This is a genomic window from Edaphobacter bradus (genome assembly GCF_025685645.1).
GTDB classification, from domain to species: Bacteria; Acidobacteriota; Terriglobia; order Terriglobales; family Acidobacteriaceae; genus Edaphobacter; species Edaphobacter bradus.
Map to the genome: position 1 here is coordinate 877915 of NZ_JAGSYF010000002.1, position 17823 is coordinate 895737.

At 61.1% G+C, this 17823-nt stretch carries 17 protein-coding genes; 7 read left to right on the forward strand and 10 right to left on the reverse strand.

All coding sequences use genetic code 11. The annotated features are described in order from the left end of the window. Window positions 1-5 precede the first annotated feature (5 nt). Window positions 6-920, forward strand: coding sequence for a 2-dehydropantoate 2-reductase (locus OHL16_RS09700; RefSeq protein ID WP_263366914.1), 915 nt, complete (start codon window positions 6-8; stop codon window positions 918-920). Here the strand turns inward: OHL16_RS09700 and OHL16_RS09705 are convergent. From OHL16_RS09705 to OHL16_RS09715, 3 genes are all read right to left on the reverse strand, one after another. Then, window positions 890-1882, reverse strand: a complete 993-nt coding sequence (locus tag OHL16_RS09705) for a nucleoside hydrolase (RefSeq protein WP_263366915.1) — start codon at window positions 1880-1882, stop codon at window positions 890-892. The genes OHL16_RS09700 and OHL16_RS09705 overlap by 31 nt on opposite strands. Before the next feature lie 136 nt (window positions 1883-2018). Beyond that, window positions 2019-2495, reverse strand: a complete 477-nt coding sequence (locus OHL16_RS09710) for a hypothetical protein (RefSeq protein WP_263366916.1) — start codon at window positions 2493-2495, stop codon at window positions 2019-2021. Window positions 2496-3445: 950 nt separating this feature from the next. Next, window positions 3446-4192, reverse strand: a complete 747-nt coding sequence (locus OHL16_RS09715) for a hypothetical protein (protein WP_263366917.1) — start codon at window positions 4190-4192, stop codon at window positions 3446-3448. Window positions 4193-4443: 251 nt separating this feature from the next. Between OHL16_RS09715 and lpdA the strand changes: the two genes are divergently transcribed. From lpdA to OHL16_RS09740, 5 genes are all read left to right on the forward strand, one after another. After that, window positions 4444-5862: a dihydrolipoyl dehydrogenase gene (gene lpdA, locus OHL16_RS09720; protein ID WP_263366918.1), complete on the forward strand. Its 1419-nt coding sequence runs from the start codon at window positions 4444-4446 to the stop codon at window positions 5860-5862. A gap of 121 nt (window positions 5863-5983) precedes the next feature. Continuing rightward, window positions 5984-6358: a type II RES/Xre toxin-antitoxin system antitoxin gene (gene parS / locus OHL16_RS09725; RefSeq protein ID WP_263366919.1), complete on the forward strand. Its 375-nt coding sequence runs from the start codon at window positions 5984-5986 to the stop codon at window positions 6356-6358. A gap of 2 nt (window positions 6359-6360) precedes the next feature. Continuing rightward, the gene (locus OHL16_RS09730; RefSeq protein WP_263366920.1) at window positions 6361-6813 is read left to right on the forward strand and encodes an RES family NAD+ phosphorylase; all 453 of its coding nucleotides are present in this window, start codon (window positions 6361-6363) and stop codon (window positions 6811-6813) included. 19 nt (window positions 6814-6832) lie between these two features. Beyond that, a complete protein-coding gene (gene lipB / locus OHL16_RS09735) occupies window positions 6833-7567 on the forward strand; it encodes a lipoyl(octanoyl) transferase LipB (RefSeq protein ID WP_263366921.1) in 735 nt (244 codons plus the stop codon). Window positions 7568-7719: 152 nt separating this feature from the next. Continuing rightward, window positions 7720-9321, forward strand: coding sequence for a 2-oxo acid dehydrogenase subunit E2 (locus OHL16_RS09740; protein ID WP_263366922.1), 1602 nt, complete (start codon window positions 7720-7722; stop codon window positions 9319-9321). A 139-nt stretch (window positions 9322-9460) separates the two neighbouring features. Here OHL16_RS09740 and OHL16_RS09745 read toward each other — a convergent pair whose 3' ends face one another. Next, window positions 9461-9778: a carboxymuconolactone decarboxylase family protein gene (locus OHL16_RS09745; RefSeq protein WP_263366923.1), complete on the reverse strand. Its 318-nt coding sequence runs from the start codon at window positions 9776-9778 to the stop codon at window positions 9461-9463. A 232-nt stretch (window positions 9779-10010) separates the two neighbouring features. Between OHL16_RS09745 and OHL16_RS09750 the strand changes: the two genes are divergently transcribed. After that, a complete protein-coding gene (locus OHL16_RS09750) occupies window positions 10011-10586 on the forward strand; it encodes an elongation factor P (RefSeq protein ID WP_263366924.1) in 576 nt (191 codons plus the stop codon). A 176-nt stretch (window positions 10587-10762) separates the two neighbouring features. Here OHL16_RS09750 and OHL16_RS09755 read toward each other — a convergent pair whose 3' ends face one another. The 6 genes from OHL16_RS09755 to OHL16_RS09780 form a co-directional block, all read right to left on the reverse strand. Next, window positions 10763-11719, reverse strand: coding sequence for a hypothetical protein (locus OHL16_RS09755; protein ID WP_263366925.1), 957 nt, complete (start codon window positions 11717-11719; stop codon window positions 10763-10765). 293 nt (window positions 11720-12012) lie between these two features. Beyond that, complete coding sequence (gene purK / locus OHL16_RS09760) at window positions 12013-13203, reverse strand: 5-(carboxyamino)imidazole ribonucleotide synthase (protein ID WP_263366926.1); 1191 nt, start codon at window positions 13201-13203, stop codon at window positions 12013-12015. Beyond that, on the reverse strand, window positions 13200-13688 hold the full coding sequence (gene purE, locus OHL16_RS09765; protein ID WP_449506058.1) for a 5-(carboxyamino)imidazole ribonucleotide mutase: 489 nt from the start codon (window positions 13686-13688) through the stop codon (window positions 13200-13202). Before purE ends, purK begins: the two co-directional genes overlap by 4 nt. A 164-nt stretch (window positions 13689-13852) precedes the next feature. Then, window positions 13853-14068: a hypothetical protein gene (locus tag OHL16_RS09770; RefSeq protein WP_263366928.1), complete on the reverse strand. Its 216-nt coding sequence runs from the start codon at window positions 14066-14068 to the stop codon at window positions 13853-13855. Between the two features lie 21 nt (window positions 14069-14089). After that, window positions 14090-16441 carry a hypothetical protein gene (locus OHL16_RS09775; protein WP_263366929.1) on the reverse strand — a complete coding sequence of 784 codons (2352 nt, stop codon included), beginning with the start codon at window positions 16439-16441 and terminating at the stop codon, window positions 14090-14092. Further along, window positions 16438-17709, reverse strand: coding sequence for a phage portal protein (locus OHL16_RS09780; RefSeq protein ID WP_263366930.1), 1272 nt, complete (start codon window positions 17707-17709; stop codon window positions 16438-16440). The genes OHL16_RS09775 and OHL16_RS09780 overlap by 4 nt, the downstream gene beginning before the upstream one ends. Between the last annotated feature and the right edge of the window lie 114 nt (window positions 17710-17823).

The window sequence follows — 17823 nt, forward strand, 5'->3', positions numbered from 1 at the left end:
TTGAGATGGCACGAATTGCAATCGTTGGGGTGGGAGCTATCGGTGGAGTCGTGGCTTCGCTACTGCAGTCGACTGGAAAGCATGAGTTGGTGTTGTGTGTGCACCGGCCGCTGAGAGAGCTTGTGGTGGAGACGCCGAGTGGGCCGATGCGAATTGATGCTACGGTGATCACAGACCCTGCGGAGGCGCAGGCGGTCGATTGGGTGATGGTCGCGACCAAGGTTTACGACGTGGCGGGTGCGGCGACGTGGCTTAATCGGTTGTGTGCGAAGGGCGCTCCGGTGGCTGTGGTGCAGAATGGCGTGGAGCATCGCGAGCGGTTTGCGCCGTATGTGCCGATCGACAGGATTGTGCCGGTGATTGTGGATTGCCCGGCGGAGCGTCGGTCGCCTGAATTGATTGTGCAGCGCGGGCCGATGAGTTTGAAGGTGTCTGACAGTGCGCCCGGCGGCGAGTTTGTCGCATTGTTTCGCGGGAGCGCCGCCGATGCGATGACTGTGCCGGACTGGGTGACGGTTGCGTGGAGGAAACTGTGCCACAACGCGGCGGGTGTGCTCTCAGCGCTTGTTCTGCAACCGAATAGCGTGATGCGTGACGACGCGATTGGCGAGGTTGCGCTGGAGATTGTGCGGGAGTGTATTGCGGTGGGGCGCGCCGAGGGCGCGAAGCTGGGAGATGCGGTTCCTGATGAGGTGCTTGCGGCGTATCGCAGGTTAGCTCCGGACGGCATCAACTCGTTGCACGCCGACCTGATGGAGGGCAGAGCGATAGAGATCGATGCGCGCAACGGCGTGATCGTGCGGCTGGGAAGAAAGCACGGGATTCCGACTCCGTACAACGGCATGGCTGTGGCGCTGCTGGAAGCGATGGCGAAGAAGAAGACCTGGATTCATTTCTTGATGAGCGAGGTGCAAGCTTGATCGCCTGATAGCCTCTGCTGCAGCAGGCGGGGCATCAGGAGTTTGAAGAAGGCGTCTTCCTTCGGTTCAAGACAGACCTGTGCATTCGGGGTTCCTGGTGTTGGGCGCGTGAAGCCCTTGTTGTCTATCTCTATGTGCAGCGGTGTAACAGGGCAGGTTGCGGGATCGACCACATAGGCGGCCGCGACTGGGTCATACAGCGTGGGAGTGATCTGGTTGGCCCCTCTTTGCCACTCCGCGACGAGGACTTGCAGCGTGTCGGTCATGGGTGTGCTGATCGTTGCGAGCAGCGCGCGCCGTGTCTCGTCGAACTTCAACTGCGTAGAGTCGAGCGGCATCATGTAGATGGGAACGCCGGAGTGGAAGAGCTTCTGCGCGGCGACTGGATCCATCGCGATGTTGTACTCGGCGTCAGGCGGGGGTGGCGTTGTGTAGCGGGAGTCGCCATAGCCGCGGTAGATGGAGCCTCCCATCATGACGACGCGCCTGAGCTTGCGGAAGGTCGCGGGGTCGCGGTCGATGGCCGCGCCGATGTTGGTGAGCGGCCCGATGGTGAGCAGGGTGATCTCGCCCGGATAGCGGTTGATCTGCTCGAGAAGAAATGCGACGGCGTCGCTGTGGGGATGCTCGATTCCTGCGCTGGCCCACGGCGCCTGTGAGAACGTCGTCGTGGACTTTGTCGGGACGCCGGTGTGGACTGGGATATCTGTGCGTCCGGTCTCGCACAACATGCGGTCGAGCATGCGCGCGCGCAGGGCGGTGTCAGCCCAGGCCGAGGAGATGCCGAGGACCTGCAACTCGGGGCTGGCGAGCGCGAGATCGACGGCGAAGGCATCGTCGACGTCATCGCCAATGTCGGTGTCGATGATGACGCGCGAGGGTGCGGGCGTGGGCTTTGCCTGCCCGAACGCGTGATTGGATGATGTGAGGACGAGGAGGAGAACGGCAGCAGTCAGGCGCAATGGTGTGTCCCTGCCTCCGGGGGCAGGTTCCAACCGTCGGAGGCTATGGGCAAGGTTATCGCGAAAAGGCGTGGCCCGGTGCAGAAGGTAGCCCGTCCGGACACCTTTACTTACCGGCTGGGATGGGAAACATAGCCTAGGCAGAGAGACAGTCCGGCGTGGATTCTGCAGCAGGTGCAGGGGACCTGCGCGCAGGTTCTGCTACGGCATCGTGCCCGCCAGCCTCGAAACCGCCGGCTCTCTCTTCAAGCCAGAAGAGGATTGCGTCTGCCATCTCATGGGTCTGTCGTGCGACGACGCCGAGGCTCCGTGCAATCGCCAGCTCGGAGATTTTCTGCGCCTCGGCTCTTTCATCGATCTCTTCGCGTAAATCATCGAAGACTCGCTCGCAGTGTCGCCACGCTTCCCGGCTTTGAAGAACCGTCATGGCATGCGTGCCGTTTTTGGTGAAGAGTGCGACAATGCACAGCCGCATCAGGCAGTTAACAAGGTCGCCAAATTCAACCAGGGCCGCACGTTGCGCGATGCCGTTGTTTTCGAGGTAAGGCGTGGTGTCATGCCCAATCTGTGCCGCCGCTCTGCAGGTGGTCTCGAGAGCACAGCGCAGCCGCATCGCTACCAGCGCAAAGCGAAGGTCTGAGGGAACGTGCGGCTTCTCTGCGATAACGCGCTGGCAAAGACGTTCGATGCACTGGTGATACTGTTGAAGCTCGTGCTCGGAGCTGCAAGCGCGACAGCTGAAATCGGAATTGCCATGCGTAAACCCTTTGATCGAGCAGTCGAGAGCGCGTTGAGACAATCTCGACAAGCGATGCAGCTGGACGCGTAAGACATCAGTCGTTTGCTTGTGATTCATCTGCTTCTACACCCTTCAGGTCTTACATTGATTTTGACTCCTTGTGGCAATCGAAAGATGAGAGCCGAGTATTCATGAAAATGTGGTCGGTCTTGTAAATGCTCTCGTGGGGACCCACTTACCTGTGCAACGCTGTCATCTCTGTAACCTTAGACGCAGGAGAATCCGCTATCGCCGCATGGCGATGGATGACTGCTTCGTCTTCGGCGAGATAGATGAAGAATGGCAGACATGGCCATCCTACGGATGCGATTCAGCCCATCGACAGGAGGTTGTCGATGAGAAGTCTCACGAAATGTCACAGTCTCGTTTCTCGACGGGACATTCTCCTCCACTGCCACCGGCCCAATGGAAGTCTCCCGCCACACGGGCACGCTGTCGACATCTTCACAGGACAGCGGCAGGTCACTCACTCTCGAGTGACCATCGCATTCGCAGATGGACACGCGGTCCGATGTGATTAAGCAATTTTAATTTAACGCACTGTGGGGGTCAAGGGTTCGCAAGACCGATCTCATCTTCATCATCGACTCGCCTCAGCTGGACTATGTCGTTGAACGCAATGCGCCAATTGTGCTCTAGCTGAAATACTGGCACAAAAAAGGGAGTAGCGATTGCGTAAAAAGTTTGTAAAGACCCACCCATGCCGAGATGTTGCTGCGGCATGAGTGGCACCCGAGCGGTTCAGTGTGTGCTTAGGTCAGAGGCTACTTGGCGACGTAGCTCAGGTCGGCGCGGTAGACCTGCAGCTCGCTGTAGATTTTGGAGCAGCTGTGGCGGACCTGATCGAGCAGCTTCGGGCCGTCGTCGCCGTAAGCCTCCTTGAGTGCATCTGTCAGTGTCTTTTCTGGAGGCTCCAGATCGGCCCATGTTGCTCGGTCGACGATCTGTGCAAAGGAGGGCGATTCGCCGCTGTAGGCGAGCTGTGCCCAGCGGGAGGGCTTGGCGGGCCAGTTGGTCTTCTGAATGCCCGCGTTGATCTTCTTGACGGCGTCGGTGAAGTCATTTACGTGTGCCGGGATGACGCTGTAATAGGTAACGGAGCGCAGCGGCGCGGGAGTGGCAGGCGGTTTGGTGAGACTGAGATCGTCACGAAGGACGGCGTAGCTGAGCGTGGTGCTGGTGGAGTAGGGCAGGATGTTTTTCGCGACGTCGGGGCCGTCGAGTTTGTCGAACGCCTGCCGGGCATCCAGGTCGCTCCAGTGATGTCCTGGGGAAACCGAGACGTAGGAGCCGCTTCGTTCACCGGTCATGATCTCCCAGACGAAGATGTTCCAGATGTCCTTCTGCGAGGCATGGAAGGCGGAGTGTTGTTTGCGGCCGGTCTCCCATTGGGCCGTCATGCCGGTCTTGGGTGTGGTGACGGAAACCTCGGCGACCATCTCGGGATGGGATTGCGCGAGGACTGAGACAGGGCCCAACAGCAGAGAACAGCAGACTACGAACGTGCGCATAGAGGTTCTCCTTAGATTTAGATTGCGCCGCCATGGGGAGTTGGCGTGTAAGAAAGGGCCCTGTAACAGGAGCGAGAAAGATATAAGCGCAGAACTGGGGAATGTCAAACCCGAAGAGACGTTCGTGGGCACAGGGTTGTGGGGAACTGTCAACAGCCTGAACAGGTCTGTCCACAAGCCTGTCGTGCTCCCAAAGGCGCTTGACAGCTCGCGTAATCTAGAATGTTTGCGTAGCAGAAATGGAGATACCTTTGGCTGAAACGATCTTTGACATAGTGGTTCTTGGTGGCGGACCTGCAGGTTACACCTGCGGTATCCGCGCGGCGCAGTATGGTTTGAAAGTCGCCCTGGTGGACGCAAATGACCGGCTGGGCGGGACTTGCCTGCTATGGGGTTGCATCCCGACCAAGGCGATGCTCTTCTCAGCCGAGATTTGGGATCACTTGAAGCACGCCGAACGCTACGGCATCGACGGCGTGACTCCGAAGCTGAACTGGAAGGGCGTGCTGGCGCGCAAGGACGACGTGATCTCACGCCACGTCAAGGGTCTCGACTTCCTGATGAAGAAGAACAAGATTACGACCTTCAAGGGCTTCGGCAAGCTGACCGGCCCGGCAAAGGACGGCGTCTTCACCGTCGACGTGAAGCTGCCCGACGGCAAGACCGAGACCGTGAAGGCCGAGAAGGTGGTGCTCGCAACCGGCTCCGACGCGCGAATGCTGCCGGGCTACCAGCCGGACGACACCATCCTGACGAACTTCGAGATCCTCAAGGTCCCGCAGATGCCGAAGTCGCTGGTGGTGATCGGCTCGGGAGCGGTGGGCGTTGAGTTCGCGTCAGTCTTCAAGAGCTTTGGAGCCGATGTGACGGTGCTCGAGATTCTGCCTCGCATCGTTCCAGTAGAGGACGAGGAGGTCTCGAAGGAACTGCTGCGGCAGTTCAAGAAGCGCGAGATCGATGTGAGCCTGTCGATCAAGGACGTGAAGATCGAGAAGAATAAGGACGGCGCTCACGTCTCGTGGATCGACGCGAACGGCAAGCCGCAGCAAAAGCAGGCCGAGAAGGTGCTGGTGGCTGTAGGCCGCGCGCCGCGCACCGAGGGAATCGGTCTTGAGAAGACGAGTATCAAGCCGGACCGCGGCTTCATCGTCACGAACGAGTGGATGGAGACGACGGAGCCGGGCGTCTATGCGATCGGCGATATCGTCGCGGGGATGCCGCTGCTGGCACACTCCGGCTCGATGGCAGGCCTGGTGGTCGCAGCGCGCGTCGCCGGCAAGTATGCCAAGCCGGTGAACCGCAATCGCATCCCGGGCTGCACGTACTGCGAGCCGCAGATCGGCAGCGTGGGCCTGACCGAGGCGCAGGCCAAGGAGAAGGGCTACACCGTGAAGGTCGGCAAGTTCCCCTTCGTCGGCAACTCGAAGGCGACGATTCTGGACGCGCACGACGGCTTCGTGAAGGTGGTCTCGGATGCGAAGTACGGCGAGATCCTCGGCGTGCACATCATCGGGCCGAACGCGACGGAGATCATCGCGGAGGCCGTCACGGCGCTGGAACTGGAGGCGACGGTGGAGGAGATGATGTTCACCATCCACGCGCACCCAACGGTGGCCGAGGCGCTTCTGGATGCGTTCTCAAGCGTGGAAGGCAAGGCGATCAACGTCTAGCCAAGCCGCTCGGACAGACAGGAAGAAATAATATGGGGACATTATGCCGACGTAGTTATGGCATAATGTCCCCATGGCGCATGCCGCAAAATCGCCAAAAGTATCACGGCCTCAACGAACGATGAGCGCTCTGCGTCTCTCGCTCAAGAACGTCGAGGCCGGCGTTCCTGTGGAGACGATGACAAGCTTCGTTACCGCATCCGGCATGCAACTCAAAGATATCTATGACATCGTCATTCCGGCGCGAACTCTAAAGCACCGCAAAGCCCGTAAAGAGGCGCTGACCTCGGATGAATCCGACAAACTCGCCAGGCTTATTCGCGTCTACGACCAGGCGATGCGGGTCTTCGACGACAAAGATAAGGCGCTCTACTGGCTGAACGAGTCGAAGCGGCGTTTTGAAGGCCGCACTCCCCTTCAAATGCTTCGCACCGATCTCGGCGGCCGTATGGTTGAGGAGATGCTCGGCCAGATTGAGCATGGCATGTTCGCCTAACGATGAATCTCTGGCGAATCAGCAAGTTCAACTCACTCACCGGCGAAGGCGGTCTCCACTACTCCGCGCGGTGGCACACCGCCGGCAGAAGGATCGTCTATCTGGCCGAGTCGCCCGCCGGCGCTTTGATCGAAGCCCTGGTTCACATGGAACTCAACCAGATAACATGGCCGCGCTTCTATGACTTGATGCAGATCGCAGTCCCGGACGACACCAAAATGGAAACGATCGAAGCAACCGGCAAGAACTGGAAAGAGCTCCCTGAGTTGACCCAGGAGCTCGGCGACAATTGGCTGCGCTCCATGCGTACCGCTTTAGCCCGTGTGCCTTCCGCCATCATGCCTGATACCTGGAACGTCCTGCTGAATCCTGAGCACCCATCTGCTGCTCAAATAAAGATAGTGCGAACGACGAGAGCCGACTTCGACTCCCGGCTCTTCCAACGGCTGGTTTGATTTCTTCAAGTTGAAGTGTATGTACATTCACCTCCTCCATCTCGGACGCGTCCCTTACGCTGAGGGGCTTGCGATTCAGCAGCGCGTGATCGCGGCTCGCAAGCAGGGGCTGATCGGCGACACGCTGCTGCTGCTGGAGCATCCTCCGGTGCTGACGCTGGGGCGCAATTCGAGCCGCTCGAATGTCGTTGTGTCAGACGAGTTTCTCGCGCAGCGTGGGATTGAGCTGCATGAGATCAACCGCGGCGGCGATGTGACGTATCACGGGCCGGGACAGCTCGTCGGGTATCCCATCATCGACCTGCGCGGCGATCTGCCCGGCAAGAAAGGCCCGCACCTGGGGCCGGTGGACTATGTGAGGATGCTCGAAGAGGTGCTGATCCGCGTCTGCAATGACTTCGGCGTGATGGCGCAGCGCATTAGCGGCCGCACTGGCGTGTGGACGATCGCCGGCGGCAGCGTGCTGGAGAAGAAGGTCGCGGCCATCGGCGTGCACGTCTCGCAGGGAGTCACCTCGCACGGCTTCGCGCTGAACGTGACGACCGACCTGCGCGACTTCGAGTGGATTGTGCCGTGCGGCATCACCGATCGCGAGGTGACGAGCCTTGAGCTTGAGGCCGGGCCTGAGCATGAGACCACGATGCAGGCGGCGATCCACTCGACGGCGCGCAACTTCGGGCGGGTCTTCGAGCGGCAGATGCTGTGGATTGAGTCGCTTGAGGAGCTTCTGGCGGCCTCGGAGGCAGGCCGTTGAACGGCCATGTTGTCCGGTAATCGAACCCTGCCCGCGCCAGACGCCAGCTTGCCACCGTATAATCCCAAACGTATGCTCGATTGCGCACCGGGCCGGTAAGGACTCCTGTCCAGCCTCGGCCCCCCAGCCCCCTGAGGGAGAAAAGAATCACCATGCCGACAGACGTAGTTATGCCCCAGATGGGCGAATCCATCACAGAAGGCACCATCACCAAGTGGTTGAAGAAGCCCGGAGACAGCGTCCAGCGCGACGAGCCTCTGTTTGAGATCTCGACCGACAAGGTCGATGCCGAGATTCCCTCTCCCACCGCCGGAACCCTGAAGGAGATCAAGATCGGCGAAGGCACGACGGTGCAGATTAACACGATCGTCGCCGTGATCGAGGATGGCGGCTCGGCTGCCGCTCCGGCACCTGCTGCACCTGCGGCCGCTGCTGCTCCAGCCGCTTCCGCGCCTGCCGCTGCTGCGGTTGCCGCTCCGGCTGCTGGTCCTGGCACCGAGGTGCTGATGCCGCAGATGGGCGAGTCCATCACCGAGGGCACGATTACCAAATGGCTCAAGAAGGTCGGTGACACGGTTCAGCGCGACGAGCCCATCTTTGAGATCTCCACCGACAAGGTCGACGCGGAGATTCCTTCGCCCGTCGCCGGCACGCTCACCGAGATCAAGGTCCCCGAGGGCACGACAGTGACGATCAACACGGTCGTTGCGGTCATCGGCGGAGGCGCAGCCAAGGCAGCCGCCGCCGCTCCGGCTGCTGTTGCTCCCGCTGCCGCACCTGCGCCAGTCGCTGCTGCTGCCGCGGCATCTGCCGAGCACGCGCGCTCCTCGCCGCTGGTCCGCAAGATCGCGAAGGAGAACAACGTCGATCTCAGCCATGTTCCGGGCACGGGAGCTTCGGGCCGCATCACCAAGGCCGACATCCTCGGCCACCTCGAGGGCGGCGCAAAGCCGGTTGCTGCCGCACCAGTTGCTGCTGCTCCTGCTCCCGCTGCTCCTGCTCCCGCTGCTGCCAAGCCTGCTGCGCCAGCGCCTGCTGCTGCTCCGCTGCCGGGCGAGCTGGTGCCGATGACCAAGATGCGCTCCATCATTGCGCAGCGCATGGTCGAGTCCAAGCACACCAGCCCGCACGTCCACACGGTCTTCAAGGTGGACATGACCCGCATCGTGAAGCTGCGCGAGAAGGAGAAGTCGAAGTACGAGCAGCGCAACGGCGTGAAGCTGACGTACATGCCGTTCATCACGCGTGCCGCCATCTACGCGCTGCGCAAGCACCCGATCGTGAACGGCTCGGTCGAAGGCGACGCGATCCGCTACAACAAGAACATCAACGTCGGAATTGCCGTCGCTCTGGACTGGGGCCTGATCGTCCCGGTCATCAAGCAGGCCGAGGAGAAGAATTTCCTTGGCATCGCGCGCGCCATTGTCGATGTGGCTGATCGCGCCCGCGGCAAGAAGCTCAATCCGGACGAGATCTCGGGCGGAACGTTCACGCTGACCAACTCGGGAATCTTCGGCGAGCAGTTCGGCACGCCGATCATCAACCAGCCGCAGAGCGCGATTCTCGGCATCGGCGGCCTGAACAAGGAGCCCGAGGTCATCACGGACAAAGAAGGCAACGACTTCATCGCCATCCGCTCGATCCAACGCTTCACGTTGGGCTTCGACCACCGCATCGTCGACGGCGCCGACGCGGGCAAGTTTATGAGCGACTTCAAGGCGTATCTCGAGAACTGGTCGGAAGACATCGGCTAGTCCTTCGCGGACGGCGCGAAGCGCCTTCGGCGCAGTCTTCGCAAAGAAGAAAGCGGCAGTCTCCCCACGGGGCTGCCGCTTTTGTGTCTTCGTCATTCGTTCTCAGATAGGTGCGGGTCGCGCAAACCGCACCTGGCTGTCAGCCTTGGGAGTGGGGCTTGAAGAGATGCGATGCATGGGTGATTGCGGCTCCTGCACGCATAGCCGCGGCAACTGTCGCTGTCTCCGCCAGCATCGGGTCGGTCGCGCCGGCCTTCTGCGCGGCCCTCAGATGGAGCTCAATGCAATAGGGACATTGGGTCGTCAATGCAACTGCCACCGCCATCAACTGCTTGTGAAGCTCATCGATTGCTCCGGGCTGGAACGCAGCTTTGTCGAAGGCCCAAAAGGCCTTCATGACTTCCGGTGCATTTTCGTCCAGTTTCTTCAGTTGGGCGAGGTTCTTCATATCAAACATAGCGCTTCTCCTTTGCAGGGCGATTATCTCGCCTCAGGTCTCATACCTGTTAGAGCATGTGAGATACAGAAAGGTAACGGAGAGATTTGGAAGAGTCAAAACGCGGCACCGCTTTGATTTGTGCAATACGGGGGTTGCCGCTTTTGTCTTTCGATACGATCTTCCTCCTATACTTTTATAGAAAGACCAGGTTGCCATCGCTGTTCATCGCCGACCTGCAGTTGAGGAGTTTATGGCCGCATTAATTGAAGCGATCAACGTCAAACGCAAGACGCTGTTTGAGCACGAAAACACCCCGTTCTATTGCATGGAAGCAGATGTAAGCTCGCCGACCGCGCGGGGCGGTCAGACTCTCGTGCGCCTGAAGATGCGCAACCTACTTACGAACGCTGTCTTTGAGAAAACCTTCAAGGCGGGTGAGAAGTTCAAGGAGCCGGACCTCGAGTTGGTCCCGGCGACGTATCTCTACAGTGACGGCGACGGCTATCACTTCCTCGACCAGCAGAGCTACGAGACGCTCACGCTGACAGAATCGATGGTGGGAGACGCGACCGACTTCCTGATCGAGAGCCTCGAGATTCAGCTGCATAAGTACAACGGCAGCCCCATAGGCCTGCAGTTGCCGATCTTCGTCGACCTTACCGTTGCCGAGACCGAACCCGGTCTCAGCGGAGCATCGCAGAGCGGCAGCGTCACTAAGGTCGCAAAGCTTGAGACTGGCCTGGAGATTCGCGTTCCGCTCTTCATCAAAGAGGGCGAGAAGGTAAAGGTATCGACCGAAACGCGTGACTTTGCGGGCAGAGCCTGAGGCCAGATCAACGATGAAATTTAGGTCCAGATCTTAGCAGAATAGCCAGCTCATCGTATTGGCGGCGGCGACGCCGGCAAGTTCATGAGCGACTTCAAGGCGAATCTGGAGAACTGGAACGAAGATATCGGTTGAGTGCTACGCGGAGAGAGAAGGACGCTCTCAGTCGAGTTCTCTTAAGAAGTGGGCGGCAGTTCATCAGGGGCTTCCACGTTACTTGCATATGTTGTCGGCTGCGGCCGATAGCTTGCTGGCCCTGCTGGTTCCGTCAGACGGGTGAGCAACCGTCTCAGGACCTCAATCTCCTCAGGAGAAGGAGGGCCAAAGAGCACCTTCTCACGGACATATCTCAAATTCAGATTTGTGATATCAGATCCCATGAGGATGAAAAGGTTCCCAGGTATGTCGCGCCAGAAATCCTCACTCTTCACAGTTGGGGCCGTCTCTTTCTCTTTCTGAAACTGCTCCCTAAGGAACCTTCTGGGATTGCTCAACGTAATGCTGTGCAGACTCCCATCGGCGCTTAGCATCTTTTCCTGCACTCTTCCCTGATAAAGAACGCCACCCTTCGTCAGCACGTCGGCGCTCAATGTCAGATCTTTGGAGGGAAGAAGCATGTCAGAGAGCAAAACGTGCCACTCCGACGCGCGAGGTAGCACGATTGTCGCCAAGACGGTCTTCATCCAGGGCGCTGGAAGCTTATTCCTTATGGTGCTATAGCGGCGAATGAGAACGTTTAGAAGTAGAGAAAAACCCACAACAAGACAGTAGAGCCTTAGAAGGAGACAAACATTCATCCAGAAAAAAGAGTGGAGGCTCTGGAAGAATTCGACGCGATGCTCCTGAAAAAACTTCTCGCTGTATAACCCTGAAAATACCGTTTGAAGATCCGATACGCTACCGCATTGGGCAAGCTTGCCGGTCCACACTGCCCACACTACCGCCACCGCAAGAGGAATAGCGGCCCACAAGATTGCGTGGGTAACTTCCTCTCCTCTGCTCAGTACAAGGTTTTTGCGCGGTACAACGAATCCCTGTATCCATCTTGAAATCAGGTCAGGTCCGAACAGGTAAACTGCGATCAGAGTGCTGACAACTATGCAAGCACTAGGCGACTGCTTCGCGAAGATCACTTAGATTTAGAGTGATCTCGCCCAACGACGTGGGAATTGACGCGCTTTCGTGCATACGTAACTGATCCAGAACCTGGTCTTCGTGATCCTGGATGAATTGGATGATCTCGGACCGAAGACGGACCTGATTAGCACCGATGTTCTCATCGATCAGAGAAAGAACTCGCTCTAAGTCATGACCATTCATGGTTGATCTCCTCAGCAGCTGCCATACTTATTCGATGTTCCCGGTGCACCAGAGTATCACAAATCTCACGGAGGCCTCGCGAAGCGTGCTTAGCAAGTAACCTAAGCTACAGTAGAGTCTTCGCCTGAAGCACCAGCTTCACCGCCTCGTCGGACGTCGCGCCGACTGCGCTCAGGTGGCCCATCTTGCGACCCTTGCGTGGGCGGTGTTTCTCGTAGAGGTGCAGGCTTACTCCGGGAATGGCGAGCGCGGCGTCGAAGTGCGGCTCGCGTGGGGTGCCGTCGTGGTTGAGCCAGAGGTCGCCGAGCAGGTTGGCGATAGCGGTCGGTTTGATGATGTCGACGTCGCCGAGCGGAAGATCGCAGACGGCGCGCACCAGCTGCTCAAACTGGCTGGTGATGCAGGCTCGCTCGCTCGCGTGGTAGCTGTTGTGCGGGCGAGGGGCCAGCTCGTTGACGAGAAGCTTGCCGTCGGTGGTGCAGAACATCTCGACCGCGAGAATGCCTTCGAGCTGAAAGGTGTCGGCGAGTGTCTCGGCGATTCTTCGCGCCTCGGTCTCCATCGCGTGAGCCAGCGGCGCGGGCATCACGCTCCAGGCGAGAATCTGGTTCTCGTGGTGGTTCCATGCCGCAGGGTAGACCTTCACCTCGCCGTGCGGCGAGCGTGCGACGAGCACAGAAATCTCGCGCTCCAGGTCGATGGCCCTCTCGACGACGCCTGCGCCTTCTCCCAAAGCCTCCCACGCACCGCCCAGCTCGGCCTCCTCAATCTCAGGCCCGGCGCCGGGTTTGAAGCCCACCTTGCCCTGGCCGCGGCCATCATATCCTCCGGTCGCGCTCTTGCAGAAGCAGCGGCCGCCAAGCTCGCGAATCGCAGAGCGCAGCTCGTCAAGCGTGTGGACCGCGCGGTAGTCGCCTACGGGAAAGCCGTTGCGCCGCAGCCAGTTCTTCTGCTCGATGCGGTCCTGGATGATGGCCAGCATCGCGCGGCCTGGTCGCACCGGCGCGAAGTTCGCGGCGGCGTCCATGCTGTGCGTTGAAATCTGCTCGATCTCGAGCGTGATGACGTCGCATCCACGCGCGAGATTCGCCGCCTCGCGGGCGTCGTCCCATCCGGCCTCGATGCAGCCGTCGACGACGAAGCGCGCCGGGCATGCGGGGTCGGGGTCGAGCACCTGGATGCGGTAGCCCATGGCGCGCGCGGCCATGGCGGTCATGCGGCCGAGCTGCCCGCCGCCGAAGATTCCGATGGTGGCTCCGGAGAGAATCGGCTGCGCCGTCGAAGAGATGCCGCTCACGCCTTGCCTGCCTCTGCTGCCGGTTCTTCGCCGACGACCTGCTCCAGCACCTCATCGCGGCGTGCTGCCCGCCACGCGACCAGCTTCTCGCGCAGCGCAGCGTCGGTTGTGGCGAGAATCTCGGCTGCGAAGAGACCTGCGTTCGCCGCGCCAGCCGCGCCGATGGCGAGCGTGCCGACGGGAACTCCCTTCGGCATCTGCACGATGCTCAGCAGCGAGTCCATGCCCTGCAGCGCAGTCGCCGGAATCGGAACTCCCAGCACGGGGACGACGGTCTTGGCAGCGAGCATTCCCGGAAGGTGCGCCGCTCCGCCTGCTCCAGCGATGATGACGCGCAGGCCGCGCTCGGCTGCGGTAGCCGCGTACTCAAAGAGAAGATCGGGAGTCCGATGCGCCGAGACGACGCGCACTTCGTGAGGCACACCGAACTCGGTCAGTATCTCGACAGCTTTGCGCATCACCGCATAATCATTGCGGCTTCCCATCACAACTCCCACCAACGGCCTCGAGTCCATGGCTAGATTATACGTTTCGAAGATCGGTCATGGTTCGACCACGGATCAACCCGGATAGGCGCGGATTAGGAACCAAAACAAATCAGTACTGTCTTTATCCGTGTACCTCCGCGTCAATCCGCGGTCGGCTGTCTTCATCGCCGAAAGTAGTCGATTGCCAGGTGCAGCATGGTCAGCAGCGCACTGCTGGCTGCGATGATTCCTTTCAGGCGCTGCATGCTTCGGTCGTGCCGCTCGACGCGCTCTTCGAGATGCACGATGCGGCCGGGTTGGCCGACGCCCATCAGTTGGTCCATCTGGCTTTTGAGCACGCGCAGGTCCCCCAGAACCTGCGCTTCGAACTCCGTCATAAGCTATCTCCCTGCTTCCGGTCACTCCGAGGAGACCGGAAGATCTGTAAAGACTGCGCTTGAAAATCGCGAGTACACGGGCGGCGTCGAGCCGTCGTACATCCGCACGTAGTACTGCTCTACCTGTGCCGCGCGCGGGATAGAGAAGCTCTGCACCGGACTACGCAGGACGAGGTCCTGATCGACTCCTGGCCCGAAGTTCCAGTCCCTGCGCCGCACCTCGAAGCCGCCGCCAGTGGGTGGAGCCGTTCCGGCGTCCACCTGCAGGGCGGTTGCTGTCGCGCTGACCACCTGCAACTGCTGCAGGTTCGCAAGCACGTTGGCGGGTGCAGCCGACGGAGCCGCAGGCAGCAGCGCGTCGGCTGCGATTGCCTCGGACAACTTCATCCCCAGCGCCTCGGCCCAGTCGTTGGCGAAGGCGATCTTGTAGTCCAGCACCTCGGGCGCTGCCATGCCGTCCTCGATGGTGACCTTGCGTACGATGGCGTTCATCCTCTGGCCGCCGGAGGAGAGCGACAACACATCACCTGGCCAGATGTCTGCAGCGGGATTCAGAGCGGAGTATGTGCCTGATACCGCAGCCGCGCGGCTGGTCGCAAAGCTGAGCACCGCCTGGGCGGCGCTCTCGCAATCCGCCGCACTGCGCGCCGCAGGGTGCAGCACTTTGCCCAGCCAGCGTGCTGTGCCGGGAAAGCCGGTGGCCGCTTCAGCACTTACGCTCGCGGCGTTGTTGAGACGGGCGACGGAGCGCCTGCTGCTGCGGTACGTCACGGTGACGAGCTCTCCGGCGACGGGCACGCGGCCTGAAAAGAATGTAACTTTTCCAGTGGCAGATAGTTTGCAGTCCACGCCCTCGCCAGCGGCGCCGATCAATCGTGTCATCTTCGTTCCGTTGGGCAGCGTGCTCACCACCCACGCCGAGCCGGTCTGCGTGATGCGGCAATAGCCCATCGAGCCGGTAAGTTGCACGCTATTGACTGCAACGAAGGTGCAGGCACCCGGGGAGCTTTCCACCGAGCCTGCTATCGCTCCGTCGTAGAGCACCGTCGCGGGAGAGTTCGAGGCCGCGCCGAGGTCCTGCAGCTCGAAGACGATCGACACCGGCGCGCTTACCATGCCGCCGCCAAAGGCCTGGAGCGCACCATCGACCCTTGCGTAGTAGGTCTGCGCCACGCGCTGCATCTCGACCGAGTGCAGCCGCAAGCGCAGCGTGTAGGTGTGTCCGCTGAGCAGCGTGTAGACGGTGCCGACCTCAGCGCCGTTCACGAACGGGACTACCACCGTGGCTCCGCCGGACTGCCGGACGTTGTATCCGGCGAAGCAGTTGTTGCGTTCGGTTGCGCCGCGGTAGAGGCCGCAGAGTACGCCGTCGCTGGGCGCGCCGAGCTGGACGCTGCCCGCTTCAATCACAAGCGAGCCGCCAAGCTCCACGGGATCGATGGCGGTAAGCGTCGTCTGCCCGTCAAAGCCGTTGCCTCCGTTCATCGCGAGGCCAGCGGCGCTAAAGCCGAGGTGCGAGCCGGAGTCCGAAACCTGCCAGAGCTGCGTGTTGAAGACGCCTGTGTTGAAGCTGTCGCTCAGCAGCCTGGAGGAGTTCGCGGTGCGCTTCGGGCGAAATGGAGCTTCAGTGAGCTGGAAGACGCTCGTCGTTCCGTCACCCGCGAAGGTCTCGGTGATGTAGGCCGCTGGCTCCATCTCGCCGCTCAGCGTGACGTCGTTGGCGAGCTCCCTCACGGAGGTGATCTTCAGCGCGGCGATCTGCAGGGAACCGTCGCCGTCGCTCAGCGTGTGAGTCACGGAGCCTGCGGGTGCAAGGCTCAGCGCGCCGTTCAGCACGCGATAAGCCGCGTACGATGCCCCCGCGATCGCGCCTGCGTTCTCCGACCAGCTCTGCGTAGACTGTGGCTCGAAGACGCCAATAGAGGCCGCGCCGGTCACGTCCGCCGTGTTGAAGAGGCCCGCGCCGACGCGGTTCGTCAGCGTCTGTAGCACCTGACCGGCCGGCTGCGCCAGCCCCGGGCCGCTCAGCGGAACGGCTTGCCTGTCGAGCAGCCACTCGTCGCTGACGGCGTTGATGAGCACGCGATACACGAGCCCCGCGGTCGCGACGCCCGCGTAGACGCGCTCGGGCTCGGTCGCGAGATAGCCGGTGAACAGTACGGTTCCGCTGTCGGCGGTGACGACGATGCGGCCCCGCCGTGCAGGTACGGGAAGGCCAAGCGCGTTCATGTCCAGCATTGCGGTGCACCGCGATGGAGCGTTGAGCACGCGCTCGATCTTCAGCGGGGTTTCACCGGAGTGGAAGGGCGCGGAGAGAGCGGCGCTGTAGTCCAGCGCGCCTGCTCCGTCCAGGTTGTCGATCGTCACTCTCACTGCGTCACCTCGCTCGTGCTATCTGTCTGCGCCTGCAATGGGCTCAGCCCGCGCATCTCGCGGACCTCATTCACGGTGAGAACGCCTGCTTCGAGCAGCGCCTTCTGGATCTGCACCTCTTCCATCTCGTCGCGGCTTTCGAGGTCGTTGAAGCAGAACTCGAACTCGCGCCAGCCGAGCTTCTTGGCGAAGAGATCGCGCGTGATGTGTTCGGCGACGAGCTTCGCTACGGGAACGATCGCGCTCTGGAAGGCCTCGTCGGCCATCTCGCTCGCAGTCGAGCGGTTCACGTCGTGCTGCAGGCCGAGCAGCATCGGCGGCAGCTCGAAAGCGTTGGCGATGAGGCGGATCAGCATCTCCTGCCACGCGAGGCGCAGGTCGGCGTCGGTTCCGCCGGCGAAGCGCAGCACCTCGGGCTTCTGCTCGCAGCTCAGCAGCGGCACGCGGCCGGTGCCTTCGATCTCGTCCTGCCACCAGCGGATGAGGCGGTCGTGCTGCTCGGGCGTCGCCTCGTTGAGCCACAGCGCGTACTGCACGACGGAGTTTGACGCGAGCCGTCCGGCATAGCGGTTCGCGCTCAGGAACTGGTTGACGGTCTCGAACGCGACCTCAAGCCTGCCGAGTCCGAACGGAGTGTGCGTGCGCGGATTGAGCCGCAGGTACATCAGCTCGTCGTCGAGCAGTGGAACCAGGGCGTCCTTATTGAGACCGAGTTGGCCAAGCCCGGTGGCCTGCGCGTAACGAGGCTTCGCAGGGTCGCCGTTCCACTTGCTGTCGATCTGGATGGTCGCGCCGTCAACGGCCCACAGGTGAAATGGCCGCAGCGCATCGCCGGTCGCCTCCATCTCGACCGCGCCGAAGCCGCCGACGAGCAGGTCTTCGATCACCTGCTCCCACAGCACGCGGAAGCTGTCGGACGCATTCGGCTCCTCGAGGCAGCGGCGCAGCACGTTGATCTTTTCTGCGGCGTCCGGAATGCTCGCGGCGGAGTAGCCACGGCGCACGCGAACCTGCCAGTCCATGCTCGCAATCTTGTCCTTCACGACGTTGATCGCACGCCGCACCACCGGCGTCTCGGCGAACTTGCGCAGGTTCGCCGGAGTCGGCTTGGGCAGCGCATTCTGACCCAGTCGCCCCGCTGGATTGTAGGGCGTCAGGATCGCAGGAAGCATCGCTGTCTTCCTGACGCCTTCGGTTGCACCCCCGGCGGAGGCCTCGACTCCCGCCAGCCGCCGCCACATCTCCTTCATCGTGGTTCGCACTCCCATGTCTTTCACCTCTCTCTGATTTATTTCGCGCAATAAAAAGCGCAGCCCGTAGGCTGCGCCTTGACCTCAGCGGCTAAAGCCGCATTCAAGACAGCACATTGCGGCACGGCTGAA